Source organism: Bacillus sp. JJ1521, from assembly GCF_036965165.1.
GTDB lineage: Bacteria > Bacillota > Bacilli > Bacillales > Bacillaceae_L > Ferdinandcohnia.
Genome location: NZ_JBALOX010000072.1, coordinates 1 through 18510 on the forward strand (window position 1 = coordinate 1; position 18510 = coordinate 18510).

The 18510-nt window shown below is 38.1% G+C and carries 16 protein-coding genes and 1 riboswitch; of the genes, 3 read left to right on the forward strand and 13 right to left on the reverse strand.

What is annotated here, in order from left to right; all coding sequences use genetic code 11:
- Positions 1 to 59: 59 nt before the first annotated feature.
- Positions 60 to 3143, reverse strand: a complete 3084-nt coding sequence (locus tag V7147_RS11660; protein WP_335368030.1) for an efflux RND transporter permease subunit — start codon at positions 3141 to 3143, stop codon at positions 60 to 62.
- 98 nt (positions 3144 to 3241) lie between these two features.
- On the opposite strand from V7147_RS11660, the gene V7147_RS11665 reads away from it, so the two are divergent.
- The 3 genes from V7147_RS11665 (at position 3242) to V7147_RS11675 (ending at position 6496) form a co-directional block, all read left to right on the forward strand.
- Positions 3242 to 4075 carry a TetR/AcrR family transcriptional regulator gene (locus tag V7147_RS11665; RefSeq protein ID WP_335368031.1) on the forward strand — a complete coding sequence of 278 codons (834 nt, stop codon included), beginning with the start codon at positions 3242 to 3244 and terminating at the stop codon, positions 4073 to 4075.
- Between the two features lie 44 nt (positions 4076 to 4119).
- The gene (locus tag V7147_RS11670; RefSeq protein WP_335368032.1) at positions 4120 to 4830 is read left to right on the forward strand and encodes an MOSC domain-containing protein; all 711 of its coding nucleotides are present in this window, start codon (positions 4120 to 4122) and stop codon (positions 4828 to 4830) included.
- Positions 4831 to 5079: 249 nt separating this feature from the next.
- Positions 5080 to 5157, forward strand: a riboswitch (ZMP/ZTP riboswitch).
- A gap of 139 nt (positions 5158 to 5296) precedes the next feature.
- On the forward strand, positions 5297 to 6496 hold the full coding sequence (locus tag V7147_RS11675; protein ID WP_335368033.1) for a phosphoglycerate dehydrogenase: 1200 nt from the start codon (positions 5297 to 5299) through the stop codon (positions 6494 to 6496).
- A gap of 246 nt (positions 6497 to 6742) precedes the next feature.
- On the opposite strand, the gene V7147_RS11680 is transcribed toward V7147_RS11675, so the two are convergent.
- The 12 genes from V7147_RS11680 to V7147_RS11735 form a co-directional block, all read right to left on the reverse strand.
- The gene (locus V7147_RS11680) at positions 6743 to 7237 is read right to left on the reverse strand and encodes a carbonic anhydrase (protein WP_335368034.1); all 495 of its coding nucleotides are present in this window, start codon (positions 7235 to 7237) and stop codon (positions 6743 to 6745) included.
- Positions 7238 to 7250: 13 nt separating this feature from the next.
- Positions 7251 to 7616, reverse strand: a complete 366-nt coding sequence (locus V7147_RS11685; RefSeq protein WP_335368035.1) for a DUF2294 domain-containing protein — start codon at positions 7614 to 7616, stop codon at positions 7251 to 7253.
- 43 nt (positions 7617 to 7659) lie between these two features.
- Positions 7660 to 10275: a DUF2309 domain-containing protein gene (locus tag V7147_RS11690; protein ID WP_335368036.1), complete on the reverse strand. Its 2616-nt coding sequence runs from the start codon at positions 10273 to 10275 to the stop codon at positions 7660 to 7662.
- A complete protein-coding gene (locus V7147_RS11695; RefSeq protein ID WP_335368037.1) occupies positions 10275 to 11795 on the reverse strand; it encodes an NADH dehydrogenase subunit 5 in 1521 nt (506 codons plus the stop codon). Before V7147_RS11695 ends, V7147_RS11690 begins: the two co-directional genes overlap by 1 nt.
- A 369-nt stretch (positions 11796 to 12164) precedes the next feature.
- Positions 12165 to 12776: an NAD(P)H:quinone oxidoreductase gene (wrbA, locus tag V7147_RS11700; protein ID WP_335368038.1), complete on the reverse strand. Its 612-nt coding sequence runs from the start codon at positions 12774 to 12776 to the stop codon at positions 12165 to 12167.
- Between the two features lie 132 nt (positions 12777 to 12908).
- Positions 12909 to 13388, reverse strand: coding sequence for a CBO0543 family protein (locus V7147_RS11705; RefSeq protein WP_335368039.1), 480 nt, complete (start codon positions 13386 to 13388; stop codon positions 12909 to 12911).
- Positions 13389 to 13546: 158 nt separating this feature from the next.
- On the reverse strand, positions 13547 to 14818 hold the full coding sequence (locus V7147_RS11710; RefSeq protein WP_335368040.1) for a diguanylate cyclase domain-containing protein: 1272 nt from the start codon (positions 14816 to 14818) through the stop codon (positions 13547 to 13549).
- A gap of 43 nt (positions 14819 to 14861) precedes the next feature.
- Entirely contained in the window at positions 14862 to 15578 is a 717-nt protein-coding gene (locus V7147_RS11715; protein ID WP_335368041.1) for an EAL domain-containing protein, read from the reverse strand.
- A gap of 222 nt (positions 15579 to 15800) precedes the next feature.
- Complete coding sequence (locus tag V7147_RS11720) at positions 15801 to 16226, reverse strand: DoxX family protein (protein ID WP_335368042.1); 426 nt, start codon at positions 16224 to 16226, stop codon at positions 15801 to 15803.
- Between the two features lie 33 nt (positions 16227 to 16259).
- A complete protein-coding gene (locus V7147_RS11725; protein ID WP_335368043.1) occupies positions 16260 to 16862 on the reverse strand; it encodes an alpha/beta hydrolase in 603 nt (200 codons plus the stop codon).
- Between the two features lie 2 nt (positions 16863 to 16864).
- Positions 16865 to 17806 carry a ring-cleaving dioxygenase gene (locus V7147_RS11730; RefSeq protein WP_335368044.1) on the reverse strand — a complete coding sequence of 314 codons (942 nt, stop codon included), beginning with the start codon at positions 17804 to 17806 and terminating at the stop codon, positions 16865 to 16867.
- Positions 17807 to 17899: 93 nt separating this feature from the next.
- Complete coding sequence (locus V7147_RS11735) at positions 17900 to 18508, reverse strand: flavin reductase family protein (RefSeq protein WP_335368045.1); 609 nt, start codon at positions 18506 to 18508, stop codon at positions 17900 to 17902.
- Between the last annotated feature and the right edge of the window lie 2 nt (positions 18509 to 18510).

Consider the following 18510-nt stretch of genomic DNA (forward strand, 5'->3'; position numbering starts at 1 on the left):
CGACTATATAATGTTAAAAAACCCTACAAGATATGTATAACCTTGTAGGGCTCAAATGATTAGTTCTCTTGAATGTTTTTACGGTCTTTCTTAAACATTTTAGACAATATTTCATAGACAATTGGTACGACTAGAAGTGTTAATAACGTTGAACTTGCTAGACCACCGATAACGGTAATACCAAGCCCTTTCGAAATTAAACCACCGCCGCCTTCGCCAAATAATAACGGAATTAACGCACCGATTGTTGCAATTGCCGTCATTAAAATTGGACGTAAACGGGTTGAACCGGCTTCAAGAACCGCTTCACGCATTGTCATACCATCACGTTCCATATGAATAATCCGGTCTACAAGGACGATTGCATTCGTTACTACGATACCAATCAACATCAAGAGACCCATCATCACAGAAACAGAAATGGTTTCACCTGCAATCAATAATCCGACAAACGAACCGATTATTGCAAATGGAAGGGAGAATAAAATTGCAAATGGCGCGACCCCTTCACCAAATGTTACAACAAGAATGAAGTATACAATTGCTATCGCCGCAAGCATTGCAAGACCAAGCTGAGTAAATGTTTCAACCATATCGGCTTGAACACCAGCAATATCAAGTGTCACACCTTTTGGCAGATCAAGTTCCTCAATTTCTTTGCCCACCTTTGACGTGACCTTTGAAATATCGTCACCGATTATGTTTCCTGAAACGGAAGCATAGTACTCACCTTTACTACGAGCTAGCGTATTTAAAGTTGTTCCTTCTTTAACTGTTACTAAATCAGAAAGAGGCATTGTCGTACCCATTGGTGTTGGCACCTGAGTTGCTAAAAGGTCATCGATTGATTTAGGTGCTGCTACTTTTTCTTGCTTAACAACAACCTCTAATGTATTCCCATCTTTTTCAATCGTTGTTAAAACGTCCTGTGAACGATCTGGGTTTAACATCATCACAATCTGACCTGTTGTAAGTCCATATTGCAATAATTCATCCTGCTCGACATTGAATGTGTACTCTACATACGCATCCTCAGCACTTGATGAAACATCCTCCAAGCCGTCCGCATCGTTCATGACACCTTCAACCATATGAACTGCATCATAAAGTTTATCTAAATCTTCACTGTATAATGTATAGCTAACTTCACTTGAATTCATGGACATTGATGAGAAGTTTTGGCTCTTCCACTCACCAGATTGGCCAATATTGAACACATACTCCTCAACTTCTTCACGGGCTTCAGGGAAATCCTTCATGTCCGGGTCAAAAATGAGGTACATTAATGCACCGTCACCTCCGCCTCCCATCATCGCAGCCATCGGGTCTCCGCTCTCGGTAACAGATACTTGAAGAATATCAATATCATCACGTTTTAATAGTTCTTCTTCAACTGTTGCTACATTTTCAAGTGTTTCATCCTTTAACTCACCAGTACCTGGTGTATAGGTTAAATACATAACCTTATCTTCTTCACTACCCATAAAACTAAAGCCGATTAACGGTGTTAATGCTAAACTTCCGACTAATAGTAAAATTGATAGCACAGACACAATGATTTTATGGTTAAGTGACCAATTTAAAATTCCTTTGTACCAGTTTGCAAACTTCCCTGCTTCCTTATGTTTGGCTTCTGTTTTTTCAACATAAAGTTGTTTCTTAAATAAAGTATGTGATAATGCTGGTACAATTGTAATCGCAACTAATAATGATGCCCCTAAGGCAAAAGTCATTGTTAATGCAAATGGCATGAACAATTCTCCAACCATTCCGCCTACAAAAATAAGTGGTGCAAATACAGCAACCGTAACTAATGTAGATGAAAAAATTGGTTTGAACATTTCAATCGTTGCTTCACGAATTAATGCACGACCATTTAATTTTTCTTCTTTTAAATGGAGGCGTCGATAAATGTTCTCTACAACAACAATGGAGTCATCAATTACCCGCCCAATCGCAACGGTTACGGCTCCAAGCGTCATTAAGTTTAACGTAATATCCATCCATTTTAATAGCAACAATGCCATAAAAATGGAGACTGGAATCGATACAATCGAAATTATTGTGGATCTAAAGTTACGCAAGAAAAGTAAAATAATTAATACTGCAATCAAGCCACCAAAGAGTGCTTTTTCAACCATTGTTGCAACCGATTTTTCGATTGGCTCACCTTGGTCTAGTGATACATCAATGACAAGGCCCTCAATTCGATCCTGTTCATCCTTGATAAGATCCTTTACCTCATTTACAACATCTACTGTGTTTGCTTGTTGTTCCTTAACAATTTGAATCGCAATCGCGTCTTTTCCGTTCGTACGCGAAACGGATTGAACACGTCCAACCTCCTCGATTGTTGCGATATCACCAAGCTTTACGAATGGTACAGGATTGCTTTCAGAAGGTGTGACCGGAATCAACATTTCCTTTAGTTCAGTTGAAGTCATGAATTTCCCGTCAACTGAAACAGCTTGTTCGCCTTCTTCAAATTCAAAAAGACCTAATGATACAGACATATCACTAGCTTGAATCATTTGTTTAACCGTGTCTTCTGTTAAGTCAAGCTCAGCCATTTTTTCTTTATTATAGGTAAGTTGTACTTCCTCAATATGCTGACCTGTGATCGTTGCGGAACCGACTCCATCAAGCTTATCAATTTTAGGAAGTAAAACATCTTCAACTGTTGATGTTAATTCGACAATATCTTCTGTTGTACTACTTACACTAAGTGCCACGACCGGCATCATGTTCATGCTAATTGCTGTAATTACAGGCTTCTGCGCATTTTCTGGTAAAGTAACTGCGTCTAACGCAGACTGCAAGGCGCGCTTAGCCTCATCCATATCCTCACCATAGTTATATTCAACTTGAATATTGGCCATGTTCGAATAGGAATTAGAAAATACGGATTTTACCCCCTCAAGTCCTTCAACCGCTTTTTCAATTGGCATCGAGACATCTTCCATTACCTGTTCAGGAGTTGCTCCAGGATACACATCCATGACCATTAGGAAGGGAATGGATATATCCGGAATCGTTTCTGTCTTCATTTGTGTACCTGAATAAATACCAGATACTGTAATAATTATTGTTAATAACCAAACCGCAAGTTTGTTCTTTAGTACAAAATTGGCTATACCTCTCACACTTACACCTACCCTAGATTGACTTATTTAACCCATTTATTTATAATAATGACCATTCAGTCATTTGTCAATGAAAGACAATAGGAGAGAGAAAACAAATGGTGAAAAAACAACTAATCATGGAAAAAGCGTTAGAGCTATTCGCAAAGCAAGGATTTGAAGCAACTTCCGTTCAACAAATAACCGACCAATGTGGTATTTCAAAGGGAGCCTTCTATCTTTCTTTTAAATCGAAGGATGAATTAATCATTGCCTTGATTGACCAATTTATGGAACAGGTTTTTACTGATATTGACCATTTAGTCAGAACTAATAAAAATGAGAAAAATCTTTTGTATGATTTTTACTATGTAAGCTTTCAATCATTTAAACAGCATACGGACTTTGCCAATATTCTTATGAAGGAATATACACAGTCTCTAAACGAAAAGCTTATCCTTAAAATGCACAATTTTAACAAACTTATCAACACAACTATTCTTTTAATGATTGAGCGGATCTACGGAGAAAAAATAAAGGATACAAAGTACGATCTGCTATATTGCATTAAGGGATTCACAAGAATGTATTCAGAGCTTTTTTTATATCAAGACTTCCCAATAGATGTGGAGGTCCTTTGCAGGTCTCTTGTGGAAAAAACTGAACTATTGGCTCACGGGATGACGATTCCTTTTTTACAAAAAGAGCATATTGAGTGGTCGATATTTCAATCGCAGGGTGACGTAACGAAGGATCAACTGATTTTGATGATTGAGCAGAAGGTAAAAGAAATGGAAGATTCCATCGAGAAAGAGTCATTACTCCTTTTACAGGAACAGGTACATGAACAAACATTTAAACTCGCTATCATCAAAGGACTTCTGGAAAATATCCGAAACAATCCGCATTGCAAGTGGATTGCGTACTTGTTAGGTAGAAATTTTGAACTTTAGGGACTTAAGGTCATTGTAAACTAAAACGAAAGGAGATGGGAAGAATGGATAAACTACCTTACATAGATCAATTGTTTATCGGTAAGCCCAAAACCGTGGGTGACCCGAATGCGAAAAAACTCATGGACAAGGAATGGACGAGTGGGATATTTAAAGACCCTATTCAAACACCACTCTGGCTTGGTAAGGAAAACTTAGATGGGGATGGTCAGGCAGATTTAAAAAATCACGGTGGACCTGAAAAGGCAGTACTCGCCTATGCAGCAACCCATTATGAAAAGTGGCAAAGCGAATTGGAGAATAACTTTGTTCAGGCAGGAGCAATGGGCGAAAATTTCTCTGTCGTTGGGCTGGATGAAACCAATGTGTGTATAGGAGATATATATGAAGTCGGTAAGGCTTTGGTCCAAGTATCCCAACCTCGTCAGCCATGCTGGAAGCCTGCTCGGCGTTATAAAATACTAGATTTTGCATTGCGGATTCAAAAAAGCGGACGAACCGGGTGGTACTTCCGCGTTGTCAAAGAAGGCACGGTTAAAGAGCATGATACCATCAAGTTGGTCGAACGACCTTATCCTGAATGGACAATCGCTCTCTGCAACGAAATTATGCATGTAAAGAAAGATGATATGGAGGCAGCTGCAAACCTAGCCGCGTGTGAATGCCTTGCACTCAATTGGAAGGATACCCTAACGAAACGGCTCAAAGGCGAATCCAAATCAATCGATAGTCGTGTGTATGGACCGAATAAATAAGAGGGCACGATGGACAGGTTCGGAACCACTAAAAAAGGGAACGAGTTCCGTTAACTATCGCAAACATTAAAAATGTAATGCAAAATGAGTGTTGATTTCACGATGTATAGAAAATAAACGGAAAAATTCCTGCTATATTGTGGAATACCCATATTTCCTTAATAATAAGGGTAGTTTTTCCGTTTATATTATAAATTATTTAAAACTTGAAATATATCAAAAAACTTGGTATCATACTTACAAATCAAAATGACTGTATGTGACTGGCGCACGCGGATAACCGCGAGGGAGCATATAGTGTCGGAGCCGTTCGCCTGGGCAGAGGTAAGGGAAAGTCCCTTGCCTCTTTCTGTTTATACATGCGGGTAGGTATTTTTACCAACTCCAAACAGATCCAGACCTCATAAATTCGTATATTGGAAGTTTTCTATACTTTAAATCTATGTTCAAGAAAGAGGTAGACGAGATGAGCACACTTATTGAGAACCAAGTAAAAACAATTAAAACATTAAATAATATTGCGGAAAGCGGACTAAACGTGTTCAAACATGATCACTTTACAATCGATGACCAAAGTGAAAACCCTGATGCAATTGTCCTTCGCAGCTACAATATGCATGATCTTGAGCTTGGTGATAACTTAAAAGCAATTGCGCGCGCAGGTGTAGGTGTGAATAACATTCCCATCCAAAAATGCACGGAGCAAGGGATTGTTGTTTTTAATACGCCAGGGGCCAACGCAAACGCTGTAAAAGAAATGGTTTTAACTGCTTTAATGGCTACATCCCGGAATCTTTTCTCCGGTATTTCTTGGACAAAATCACTAGAAGACAAAGGCGATCAAATTCCAGCACTTGTTGAAAAAGGCAAAAAACAATTTGTCGGAAAAGAAATTAAAGGTAAAACGTTAGGTGTTATTGGTTTAGGTGCAATTGGTGCACTAGTAGCAAACGATGCGCTTGATCTAGATATGGATGTAATCGGATTTGATCCATTCATCTCTGTTGATACAGCTTGGAACTTATCACGTAATGTTCAGCGAGCAATGTCACTTGAACAGCTGTTTGCTGAGTCAGATTATATTACCGTACACGTTCCATTAACCAATGATACAAAAGGAATGTTTAATAAGGAAACATTCAGTATCATGAAGCCCGGCGTCCACATTATCAACTTCTCACGTGGTGAACTCGTGAACGAAATTGACATGGCAGTAGCCTTAGAAGATGGAATCGTTGGAAAGTATTTGACTGATTTCCCTAATGAAAATGTTTTAAAAATGAAAAATACGATTTGTACACCACATCTTGGTGCTTCAACCAATGAATCTGAGGAAAATTGTGCAATCATGGCAGCGCGTCAGACAAAGGAATTCTTGCAAACAGGAAATATTAAAAACTCAGTAAACTTTCCGAATGCTGCACTTCCTTATACAGGAAAAACACGTGTAACAGCTTTCCATAAAAATGTTCCAAACATGGTTGGCCAAATCACTTCAGCTATCTCAAACTATGAGTTAAACATCGCAGATATGGTAAACAGAAGCCGTGGCGAATACGCATATACGATGATTGACATTGAAACACAAGTAAACGGTGAAATTGTTCCTAGTTTACTAGAAAAAATCCAGCAAATTAGCGGAATCATTACAGTAAGAGTGATTTGAGATAAAAATAGAAGCAAGGGCTCATCGCCCTTGCTTCTTTTGTTTACTTATCTAGATTGACATTTCCCATTTTTACCCTGTTGGGTACCTCTTTCTCGACTTTGCCGGTTCGCAATCACCTAATGATATCCAATTAGGTGCCTCTTCCTTAACTTTACAGGTTCTCAATCTCCTAATTATATCCAATAAAGTGCCTCTTTCTTAACTTTACAGGTTCGGAGTCTCCTAGTTTTATCCAACTAGGTGCTAGAAAACAACCTCTTCTGACAACTCTTCGGTTTCCGAGTTAATAAATAATCCGCGAACGATTACATCGGATGGCATAAGCGGATGGTTGCGGATCGTATCGGCACTTTTTTGCACATATTCGGTTACTGTTTTGTATCCTTCTAGCCATTCACGTAAACTCATACCTGGAAATTCCGGCATACAATTTTCGAAAAGATACTCAAGTGTTTCGAGTTTATCCTGTGGGACAGAGGGACAGGTACACCGTACCGGCTGGGACAATGTACCTGTCCCCTCGTCCCCAACGACAATTATGTCTTCAATATTTTCCTGGTATACAGTTATGATGATATCCCTCATCAATTCGCCGAAGGGTTGTAACACTTCCCGTCCATAACTATTCAAGATGATCATATCCTCTGGGTTGATATCATTCACATATTTAGTTAGATATACTGGTTTGTATTCTCTCCCAGCCACAAACAGCACTTTCTTTTTTTCCCCTAAATACATAGCTTTCCCCCCTTTAGTTTAGTTGGCTTTCCAAATCATCTGAGAGCTTAAAGACAATGACCCGTTCTCCAGTATGTGTACTAATATCCGTGTAAAAACTAATTACTTCCTGACCTGTGATTGTGTAAATGATGTTTTTTAAGTCTTCTACTCCAGACTCTACCAAGCTATTTCGATTTTGTTTAACGGCTAGGAGCCCTCGTTGATCCTCACAAAGCGAATACTCAGCAGGAGTTAAAATACCACGCAAGACAACAATAATCATATCCCGTAAAATATCCGATTTAACCGATACTGAGCCACGCCCCAGATAACTTTTTTCCCAATGGGTTAATTCTTTACTTATTTCAGCTTCGATTGCTCCTTTTGACTTCTCCATCATGATTCTTCCTTCTTTCATATGTAGAATTTAGGAAAAGCGGTTATGACCAGCTTTTCCAGTGACCTTCCGGATCAATTGACGCAAGACGAATCCATCCGTTTTGTACTTTTTGACGAAATAGTGGGTCGTTCCCAAGCAGCCTTTCCACATTTTCCTTCGGAGCTTGGATGACAACTAATAATCTTAATGGTTTATGATAGAATTCATTATCTGACTTCATCACTGACTGCCAAGGAAGACCAGTTAATAAGTCACTCGCGTTTCCTTGCATGACCCCTATTCCAGATGTGACGGTTTGGGTTGCTTTATTCCCGCTGCCATAATAATGAGGGGCAACAGTTGACGCATAGTATTGTAAGTTAATCCACTGACTAACGGTTGCCGGACCCGCAATAATGTTTGCAAGTAATTCACCATTTTTATCCTTTTTCCAAGAATAGTTATGAAGAAAAACTTCCCCATTCAAATTACACTCTTTCGTAAGCTCGCGTTCCCCAATAATAAATGCGGCATTACGTGCTAGGCCCCATTCAGGTCGCAACTCACTCCAATCATCTGCATAACGCTTTGCCTCTGTACTTGGATTATTACGCTTTGAGTTGATATTTGGCAATTGCTGCACCCGCTCGGCATTAGCCTCATGACTAACCCTTGGCAGTACTTTATTTACATGCTCAAATGATTCCTTCGCTTCTGCTGAAAGCTCAGGTACATAAACCCAATGAAGCTCATCGAGTGATGTGATATGTTCACTAGCAACAAATACGGTATGATCGGGAATCATAATCCCCTTCGTCACAAGACTTTCTCTTACAGTTGGAAGATTACATAAACTCGCAAGCACCCTCGCGTTAAATTCGCCTGATGCTCCCCCGCACGCCCCACAGTCTAGCGCTGATGCATATGGGTTGTTTACACTTCGGCTGCCGTGACCACAAATTACAACTAAAGGAGCGAAATGCTCGGTGAGCCCCATCATTCTTAATGCCTGCTCGACATAATGCACTTTCTCTTCTTCTGAAAAACCAACTGGTATTTCCGACTCGACATGTTGCGTATTGTCCAATGAAAGTTTAGCAGAAGGTTTGCGCAGCCACTTATTACGAATTTTGCTAACTGCTAAATCCGTACCCCTTGGAATAAAACTACGTACCACCGTTTGCAAACCTAGCCATGGTCCGCTAATTTCTGGTAATACAAGACTTGAAAATAAGTTATGTTTCATCATCTGAAATGTGGACCCAATGGAATGGCCCGCATGAACGAGTTGTTTATATTGCTTCAAGGTTGACTCAGGTAAAGATTCAATTACTTTAAGTTGGGGTTTGTTCATAACCGGCAAGGATCGATGACTATGATTGCTGCAAAGCTTTTGCGTTTCAATCGGCAACCCAAAAAATCCAGCTGTACCAAATGTCTCAAAAGGACCTAATTCTTCAAGTTTACGACGAAAAGGCTCAGAACGCACATCAATACAAAAGACGAATTGTGCTTCTACTGCATTTTCATTTTTTTCAGATTGGTTCGGTTTTGTTGTCACTATGTTCATTAATTGATGCTCATAGGTTTTTTCCCAAGCCTCCAACCAAAGGCGCTGACGGGTCATTTCATCAAAGTGATAACAAAGTGAAATCCGTGCTTTTAATTCCGATAGTCGCAGCCTGTTCCATTCATGGACTGATAGATTGCTATAATAAACACAAGCTGTAATCAAGGATTCTACATGTACTTTATCTTCAGTAGTTTGCTCTTTTAATGGCAAATATGGTTGGATAAAGACCCACTCCATAGAAACTCGGACTGCTAAATATTCCAATAGCAACGTCTGGTCCTTTGCTGATTGCTGTGAACGCCAAAGCATCGTACCCGCCCAACCAGGCAAGGCAAGTAGATGGGCTTCTAAATACTCTTGTATGTCTAAATAAGGAATTTCCAGTCTGTTCAATACTTCTTTTAATGCAAAATCTGCATCACTCGGTAAATGATCTAACTGCTTGCGAACTTTGGCGTTCAGTGCTGGATCCAGCTTCGCAAGTTTCCGCCACGCATGATAAAAACCTTCCTCTCGATTCGGCATAGACCAAGCATCCTGTGATTCATCTAAAAACAATTTACACCACTTAATGAGATGATGGTTAAGCTCTTTAGCCACTTTCCCGTCGCCTAACATTTCCAAGCGCTGACTATACGTACGGACAGAATGGTTTTTTCTCTTTTGAAACTTGAATTGGCCAATTTTTTTAACAAGCCTCTTTAATTCTGACGCCTCCAATTTAGTAGAAGATGCATCATTAAAGAGATTGGCTTTACAGTATTGCTCAGCTGCTTCTCTCGACATTTCTAAAGGCTGTAAGTCAAGCCACTTTTTAAGTCCCATTTCTAAAAAATCAAGGTTAATCTCCCCTTGATTCCAAGCCGTCTGAAACATGATGTCACTAGGAAATATATTCACATTACTTACATTTTTAAGACGGCGCGCAACTTGTTCAAATGTTTGCTGTTCTAAGCCTGCCCAAGGGCTGCGAGCTGCAAACGTATGAACGGGACCAAGCGGTGCAATCACTTTACTTGCTGCTTCCACCAAATCATTCATGTCAAGATGAAAAGCATCGAGTTCCTTTTCTAAGTAAAGATGTTTAGCTAATGTGGTATTCATCATACATTCCCCTCTTTTTGTAGTAGATACGCTGGATGGCTATCAATTGAGTCATGCTGAGGTTCACTCAATTTTATAAGCCATAGATAGATCAAGGCATATAGTTTTGATGATCGATGGCGAATCGACCATGCCCCTAGCACACTTCCAGCCAACAAGATTACAAGAAGTAAAACAGCTGCTAGTATTGGTGGCTGCCCCCCTGTTTGAATCATTTCATGCAACAGATTAATAAAAGCAGAGTGGATGAGGACAAATACTACTCCCACTATTAGAATCAAAATAAATCCAATAACACGCCCGATATGTCCATTCCCTGCGGCTACAAGCTGCTTCCATGCGTAGAACACCGACCACCCTATAATGACGGCACTAATTAACTGATACGTTTCCCCATGAGAAGTAATCCAAAAACAAGCTCCAACAAATAAACCTAGGGCGCCTCCAGTAATCGTCCATAAATAGGACGGTTGCCCGGGTGAACGGGAAACAGACCCATTTTGACGAATTGCACTGCCTGCCTGCAAGAAAAGGGTAGCTTTAAATAATCCATGTAAGATAGCATGAATAATTGCTGCTAGGTAAGCGCCTAGTGCACACTGAATGAGCATAAAAGCCATCTGGGCAATCGTAGAACCAACAAGCTGACGTTTATAATCTACCTGAACTAGCATCATCCCGGTTCCGATTAAGACAGAAAAACTAGCAAAGATAAGAAGGACAATCTGTGCAGGATCACCATTAAAAAGAGGTGAAAAACGCGATAAAATCATTCCCCCGGCATTCACAATACCTGCATGCATGACAGCAGAAATGGGTGTTGGGGCAACAACTGAGTCCAACAACCAACGCTGGAATGGCCACTGTGCTGCCGGAATAATGACGGCGACAATTAGAAGTAGATTTATGGCTGTTTTCTCCCATGAGCCAAGTTGTGCAAGACTGCCTTCTGTCATTGCGAGTGATAGCTGCCAGTGTCCAGTGACATGAGAGACCCAAATAATTGCAACTAACAGGATAAGCCAGCTCATTGCAAATTGTTTACCCGCAATTTTTGCAGCATTTCTTGCCACTTGCCATTCTCTTCTTAATCCGATAAGCAGTGTTAACCCTAGGAGTGTTACGCCCCAGAATATCACCAACAAACGAAGATCATCACTAAGCCAAGCAAGTGAGTCGGCAACGGTTGTAAGTGTTAGTAATAAAAAATATTTTCGATATGAATGATCGCCCAGTAAGTACCGAATAGAAAAGCGTTGTACAATTAATCCAACTGTAAGGACAAACGCCGCCAAGAGCCATGATAAGGTATCAAAGCTCCATGGACCAACAATCGTGCTACCACTGTTTAAAAAAAGCGCGAATATAGCTATGATTGGAGGCAACGCAATAATGCCGATGTGAATCCGAGCATAAGATAATGGAACCCTCGGGTTTAAAAAAATAAACCCACTGATCACTGAAAGTGCAAGCAACACAAAAAATCCCGATTGAAGTAAAAAATGTAATGAACTTAGCATTTCGCCTCTCCTCCTTATCAAGAAAAAATAAAAAAACCGACAATTTCAATATTTAATGGCACTAAGACCACTAAATGCTGAAAATTGTCGGTTTACTTTTAAACGAACCCTATGGTTTTTTTACAGTCTACCGTTTTATATCATTTTATGAACCGTTCATCTTGCTCTAAAATTCCTATATTAAAAGATTCACTTTTTCATATAATCAATATGGAATTATTAACTCTATGCTAAAGAAACCTATAAATTTTATAGAATTAGAACAAACTTTATTTTGTGTAGTAAATTTTACTATTAAATAAATATTTTTGTCAAGAGAATTTTAAAATAAAAAGGCCAACCGCATCATTTCGGTCAGCACTTATTTTATTATTGATTCGCTTTTTTCACCCATTCAGCGACTGTCACTGTACGTTTTGCTTGGTGTTTAACTGCTGCTTGTACTTCTTCTATCATTTTTCCATCTTGACCGACCGTGACGCTTGTTCCATATGGGTTTCCACCTGCTCCAAATAAAACTGGATCTGTGTAACCAGGAGGTACAATAATTGCACCCCAGTGCATCAATGAAGTATATAGGGATAAGATTGTAGCTTCCTGCCCACCATGTGGATTTTGTGCAGAAGTCATTGCACTTACTACTTTGTTAATTGTTTTACCACTTGCCCAAAGACCACCTTGTAAATCTAGGAATTGTTTCATTTGTGATGCCATAGTTCCAAATCTAGTAGGTACACTAAAGATAATCGCGTCTGCCCATTCAAGATCAGCCGATGTTGCAACTGGTACATCTTTCGTTGCATCTACAGTTGCTTTCCACACTTCATTTCCCTGAATGACTGAGTCTGGTGCTAATTCTTGTACTTTTAATACTTTAACCTCAGCACCAGCTTCTTTCGCACCTTCTTCAGCCCACTTCGATAATTGATAGTTTGTACCACCCATGCTGTAGAAAACAACAGCTAATTTAACATTTGACATTGTTTCATTCTCCTTTGTTGTTGAACTTCCAAATAATTTGGAAAGGAAACCCATTTAATAACACCACCTATTATCTCTTGTCTTTAAAATCTTTATTCATTAAATTAGCAACTCTCTTTAGCAGTTTGAATATTAAAGTGGGGCAATAGCTTTAACCTTACCAATCTTCTTTACTAATGAAATAAATCCTCTTATTGTGAATAAGGTAAAGTTCACACTTAAAAAGGTATGAAAAGGTGACCATTTGTTCCATTTAAATAACCTCGTATTACTTTCCAAAAACCATTGGCCAATACTCATTGGAACACTGAATAACAAGCTTTTTAAAAGAATTTTCGGAAATTTATCATTGTAAGTCATTCTTACCCAAACCACACTCAACAATGGAAAAAATAACATATCATACACAATATTTGTTTTAAATATTTTTTTAAAAGGTCGTACAGGGTATCCTATTCTTTTCGTACCCACTACATATGCATCTACTAAAGTTGCCAATACGCCTTTTGAAAAAAACACTACAAGATTTTCTAACATTTTTGATCCCTTAAATAACAATGGTAATGACACAACACACAACAAGGTAAGAAGATTCAACAACTTTCTTTCCATGACAACACCTTTCTCTCCAAAAAGTTTAATAATATAGTGAAAAATCATTTCTAGTATGCGATTTTTAAACATATTTATCCGAGTAAAGGAATACTTTGAGGTGTTTTTTCAAACAAAAAAGCTGATTAAAAATTAACCAGCTTCTTCTTTATCTAATTTTAAACAACACTTCCATAAAACCGGAATTCATTTCTATTTGTTTTAGCCATATATAATGCTTTATCTGCATTTTTAATAAGTACTCTACTAGTATCTCCATCTTGAGGATACAAGGAGATTCCAATACTTGCAGTCGTTTCAAGTGTATGACCATTGATAATATATGGTTCTTGCAATACGTTATATAATCTTTCCGCTATTCGCGAAACGTCATCCAGTTTTTCGATATCATTAATCAGAACAAGAAATTCATCCCCGCCCATACGACAATGAACACTACTGTCTCTCATATTGTCTTCAAGTCTTTTGGCGAATTGCTTCAATAGCTCGTCCCCAATTTCATGGCCAAAGGTATCATTTACTCCTTTAAACTTATCTAAATCCATATACATCAATGCAAGTTTTTCTCCAGTTTTACTTGCAACCGCTATCGATTGCTCCATAATTTCTATAAAGCCTCTCCTATTCTTAAGCCCTGTTAGTGGATCATGAAATGCCATTGATTCAAGTTGTAATTCATACTTTTTCCTTTCAGTTATATCTCGGAATAATATTTGAACTACCGGCTCACCGTTATATACAATAGGAATTGCAGTAATCTCTACATAAAAAATCTTATAGTCATATCTAATGAATTTTTCAATAATTGGAGTCGGCTTGCTAGATTCGTTTCTGTCCATTATTTCAACTAGCTTCTGTACAATCCTTTCCTTTTGTTCGGAAAAGATAAAATTCCATAAGGATCTACCAATAATATCACTAGAATGTTCTTTACCTAATAAATTTACACCCGTAGGGTTAACAAATACGATATGATGTTTATTTTGAACGATAACTGCATCTGGAAGAAAATCAACGAGACTACGATAGCAATCTTCACTTGCCTCGAGTTGTCTTTGGATTTCCATTTGCTCTGTAAAATCCTTATACATGCCAACTGCTAGTACGTCATCTTTATTAATTACACGATAACTCGCTAAAATATCTAATATTTCTCCATCCTTACTTCTTCTTTTCGTCACACTATAATTGATATTTTCCCCGTCTTTTAACTTGTTCAAAAATTCCATGTGCTGTTCTTTCATCATGTTAACAAAAAATGGCGGAGGGGTTATCCCTCCTATTTCTTCTATTTCCCATCCTAAAATATCAGTAAAAGTTGGATTCGCATGTAATATCGATCCATCCTGACCAATTGTAAAAATCGCATCATTTGTATTTTGCCATATTAGTTCAAAAACTTGATCACCAATTTTTTTTATATCAACCATTAGAATGTATTCCCTCCCATAATCGTTGCCTCTATTTCTTTATTTATAAACGATGTGGTTTAGAAAAATAGTATCCTTGTAATACAGGTACTTCTAATTTTTGAGCAATTTCCAAATCCTCTTTTGTCTCAATCCCTTCAAGGATAACAGTCATTTTTGGAAAAGAATAAGATAATAAAAATGCAATTGTTTTTTGGTTGTTTTGTGAGTTTGATAGACCTCTTACATAAGAGCGATCTAGTTTAATAAACTCAGGATGTAACCTCGCAATATTCTTTATAGGATAGGTGGATGGTGGAAGATCATCAAAGGCAATTCCAAATCCTATCGTTTTTAAAAACAGAATACCCTCTATAAAACTCTCTTCTTCCCAAATTGATTCTTCATATTTTGATTCATTTATTTCAAACACAAGTCTTCCCCTTATATCGGGATACGTGATTAACAATTTCGAAATAAATCCCCTAAAATCCGGATGAACTATTGAAGACGGAAAAACATTTACAAATAATTGATATTTTTTTAAATAAGCATTTGGGAACTCTTTAACTGCATTTAAAAGTGATTTTGTATCCAATTCATAAAGTAAACCGTAGCCTCTGGCATTTTCAAAAATAAGCTCTGGGTTTATTTTAGGCTCGGTTCTTATAAATGCCTCAAAAGCAAAGATTGAATCCTTTTTTGAGTTCCATAATGGTTGAAATTCAGTATAAAAAAAACCGTCATCAAGCCACGTTGAAATATCCTCAAATGTAACCATATTAAAAAATCACCCCCCTGTACTAAATGAATTTATATACGCTTTCAAACAGCAAGAAATAAAACGGAAAACACCGGCATCTAGTTAAATTATTGGTTAAAAAAAGAGCTAATCAGCTATAGTAGATTAGCTCTAGAGAATTATTTTACTGATTTACTTTTTTCACCCATACCGCTACATTACAGTACGCTTTTCTTGGTGTTTAATAGCTGTCTGTACATTTTAAGCGGCTCTATTAATCTCATTTGAGTTATCGTTAAATAGCAACTGACTCACTGAAAATGCCTTACTTCCGTTGATTATTAGGTATACAGCAATTACAAGAAATGCTAAATCTAATTCATATCCAGCCATTTGACCATTTCCTAATAAACCAACTGGAAGTTTAGCCATAATAATTGCTCCGACCATTAATAAAGCGGATAAAACAGAAACGAGTCTTGTAGCAAACCCTATAATTAGCGCTATACCTCCAATTATTTCAAATAAAGCAACTCCATATGCCATAAATCCAGGTATATTAATACTCTCAAACCATCCAACAATATTTTCAATTCCACCTTGGAACTTTACTAACCCATGAATAAAAAATAGTACTCCTAATGTAACTCGTAAAATAAGTGCGCCAATTTCGTTTTTTTGTAACATTTTCTTTACCTCATTTAATTATTATTTTTTAGATTATAATTTGCGATACCACTCGGTCGCAGCTTCCACTTCTGTAATTGTTAATTGATGTCCGCGATCTTCCCAATGAATTTCAACATTGGCATTTGCTTTTTCTAGCATAGATTTTAATTCAGCTGATTCCATAGGAGAGCAGATTGGATCATTGGTTCCTGCTGCAATAAATACAGATTTTCCGGTCAAATCTGGAAGGTCAATTCCTTTTCGAGGAACCATTGGATGATGAAGAATTGCACCTTTTATTGCATCTTGATAGTGAAATAATAGACTAGCTGCGATATTTGCTCCATTTGAATATCCAATTGCAATGATGTTATCTCGGTCGAAGACATATTTTTCTGCAGCTTCATCCAGAAACTCATTTAATTCCTTCGTTCTGAAAATCAGATCTTCTATATCAAAAACGCCTTCTGCTAATCTCTTAAAGAAACGTGGCATTCCATTTTCTAAAACATTCCCACGAACACTTAACACATTTGCTTCATCATCAATTCTTCCTGCAAGAGGTAACAAATCTAATTCATTTCCCCCCGTGCCGTGAAGCATTAAAAAAGTAGGTTTTTCGGGGTTTGTACCCTTATTAAATATGTGTTTCATCTTTATTCTCCTTCCAAAACACGAACCCCAACAGGAGGTAAGGTCTCTTCTAATTCTTCTCGTTTTTCCTCTAACCATGAAGGAAGCATAAGTTTCATCCCAAGTTCAGCTTGTGGTTCATCCACTGCAAAGCCCGGCGGGTCAGTTGCTATTTCAAAAAGAATCCCTCCATCTTCGTGAAAATACACAGCCTTAAAATAGTTACGATCACGTATTTCAGTTGGATAATATCCTTTATCAAGTAGAAGATCGCTCCACCTTTGAAGATCTTCTTCATCCTTTGCTCTCCATGCGATATGATGAACTGTTCCGGCTCCCATTAGACCTCTAACAGATGGAGTTAATTTAATATCAATGATATTTCCGAGTGTAGCTTCCGATTTGAATCTAAGAAAACCATTTTCATCGCCAATACAAGTTAACCCTAATACATTCTCTAGAACATCGGCAGTTTTATTAGGTTGTGCGGATAGTAAAGTTGCACCGGCAAATCCCTTTATAGCATGCTCTGCGTTAATCCCCTGGAAACTCCAATTATTTACTGGACCTTCACTTCTCTCTATTAGTTCTAGCTCAAGTCCATCTGGGTCTTGAAATGCTAGATAACTTTCACCAAAGCGGTTGGATTTCTTGAAATCAATACCAAACTTACTCAAACGCTTCTGCCAAAATTCTGACGAACCGGGAGGTATTGAGTAGCTCGTTACCCCAACTTGCCCCATTCCAATTCGACCCTTTAGCTGTTTTGGCCATGGAAAAAAGGTAATAACTGTTCCTGGTTCACCTGCTTCATTCCCGAAATATAAATGATAGACTTCCGGACGATCAAAATTTATCGTTTTTTTAACAAGTCTAAGCCCAAGAACACCAGCATAAAAATCAATATTCCTTTGTGCGTCGTTTACCATTGCTGTTATATGATGAATGCCAGATGTTTTTTGCATCACATTCTCTCCATTCATTCGGGACGGAGGGACAGGTCCCTTATCCCCAATTTTTTCTTAGTGATTGTGGGACAAAGTACCCGTCCCATATCCTTATTTAGGTCGTTCTATGTCAAAGGTTTCGCCAATTTTTGCATAACTGGCACCCGCTAATCGGCTTACAGCAGCGAGTCCTCTTGGGTCAATTCTTCCTTTTTCATAAATATCAGCTTCAATGTGGAATTGAACAACCCTTCCGATGATAAAATCAGACCCTGGAGAATCGGTTCCACCTAATTCTAATGAATGCTCTAGTACACATTCCATTCGAACCTTTGCCTCTTTCACTCCGGGAACTGTGATTTTTACACTTTCAACTGGAGTTAATTTTGCCAATTCAACTTCACTTTGACTCGGTGGTAAACTAGCAGCCGTTTCATTTATCTTTCCAACATTTTGCTCATCAACAATATGAACGACAAATTCCTTTTTACTTAAAATGTTTCTTGCAGTATCCTTCTGTCTTCCTCCGGATCGCTGAATCGCTAATGAGATCATTGGAGGATTTGAAGATACAATATTAAAATAACTAAAGGGTGCACCATTTAAAACGCCATCCTCAGACAAAGTTGTGACGAATGCAATTGGTCTTGGGATAATACTTCCGATTAGAAACTTATAATTTTCTCTTTCCGATAGGGTAGTAGGGTCAATTGAAAGCATGG

Coding starts and splice junctions, on each gene's coding strand:
- V7147_RS11720 (WP_335368042.1), bottom strand. CDS start 16,226: ATGTTACAAAAAAACGAAATTGGCGCACTTATTTTACGAGTTACATTA.
- V7147_RS11725 (WP_335368043.1), bottom strand. CDS start 16,862: ATGAAACACATATTTAATAAGGGTACAAACCCCGAAAAACCTACTTTT.
- V7147_RS11705 (WP_335368039.1), bottom strand. CDS start 13,388: ATGGAAAGAAAGTTGTTGAATCTTCTTACCTTGTTGTGTGTTGTGTCA.
- V7147_RS11670 (WP_335368032.1), top strand. CDS start 4,120: ATGGATAAACTACCTTACATAGATCAATTGTTTATCGGTAAGCCCAAA.
- V7147_RS11675 (WP_335368033.1), top strand. CDS start 5,297: ATGAGCACACTTATTGAGAACCAAGTAAAAACAATTAAAACATTAAAT.
- V7147_RS11690 (WP_335368036.1), bottom strand. CDS start 10,275: ATGAATACCACATTAGCTAAACATCTTTACTTAGAAAAGGAACTCGAT.
- V7147_RS11680 (WP_335368034.1), bottom strand. CDS start 7,237: ATGTATTTAGGGGAAAAAAAGAAAGTGCTGTTTGTGGCTGGGAGAGAA.
- V7147_RS11730 (WP_335368044.1), bottom strand. CDS start 17,806: ATGCAAAAAACATCTGGCATTCATCATATAACAGCAATGGTAAACGAC.
- wrbA (WP_335368038.1), bottom strand. CDS start 12,776: ATGTCAAATGTTAAATTAGCTGTTGTTTTCTACAGCATGGGTGGTACA.
- V7147_RS11710 (WP_335368040.1), bottom strand. CDS start 14,818: ATGGTTGATATAAAAAAAATTGGTGATCAAGTTTTTGAACTAATATGG.
- V7147_RS11735 (WP_335368045.1), bottom strand. CDS start 18,508: ATGCTTTCAATTGACCCTACTACCCTATCGGAAAGAGAAAATTATAAG.
- V7147_RS11685 (WP_335368035.1), bottom strand. CDS start 7,616: ATGGAGAAGTCAAAAGGAGCAATCGAAGCTGAAATAAGTAAAGAATTA.
- V7147_RS11715 (WP_335368041.1), bottom strand. CDS start 15,578: ATGGTTACATTTGAGGATATTTCAACGTGGCTTGATGACGGTTTTTTT.
- V7147_RS11695 (WP_335368037.1), bottom strand. CDS start 11,795: ATGCTAAGTTCATTACATTTTTTACTTCAATCGGGATTTTTTGTGTTG.
- V7147_RS11665 (WP_335368031.1), top strand. CDS start 3,242: ATGGTGAAAAAACAACTAATCATGGAAAAAGCGTTAGAGCTATTCGCA.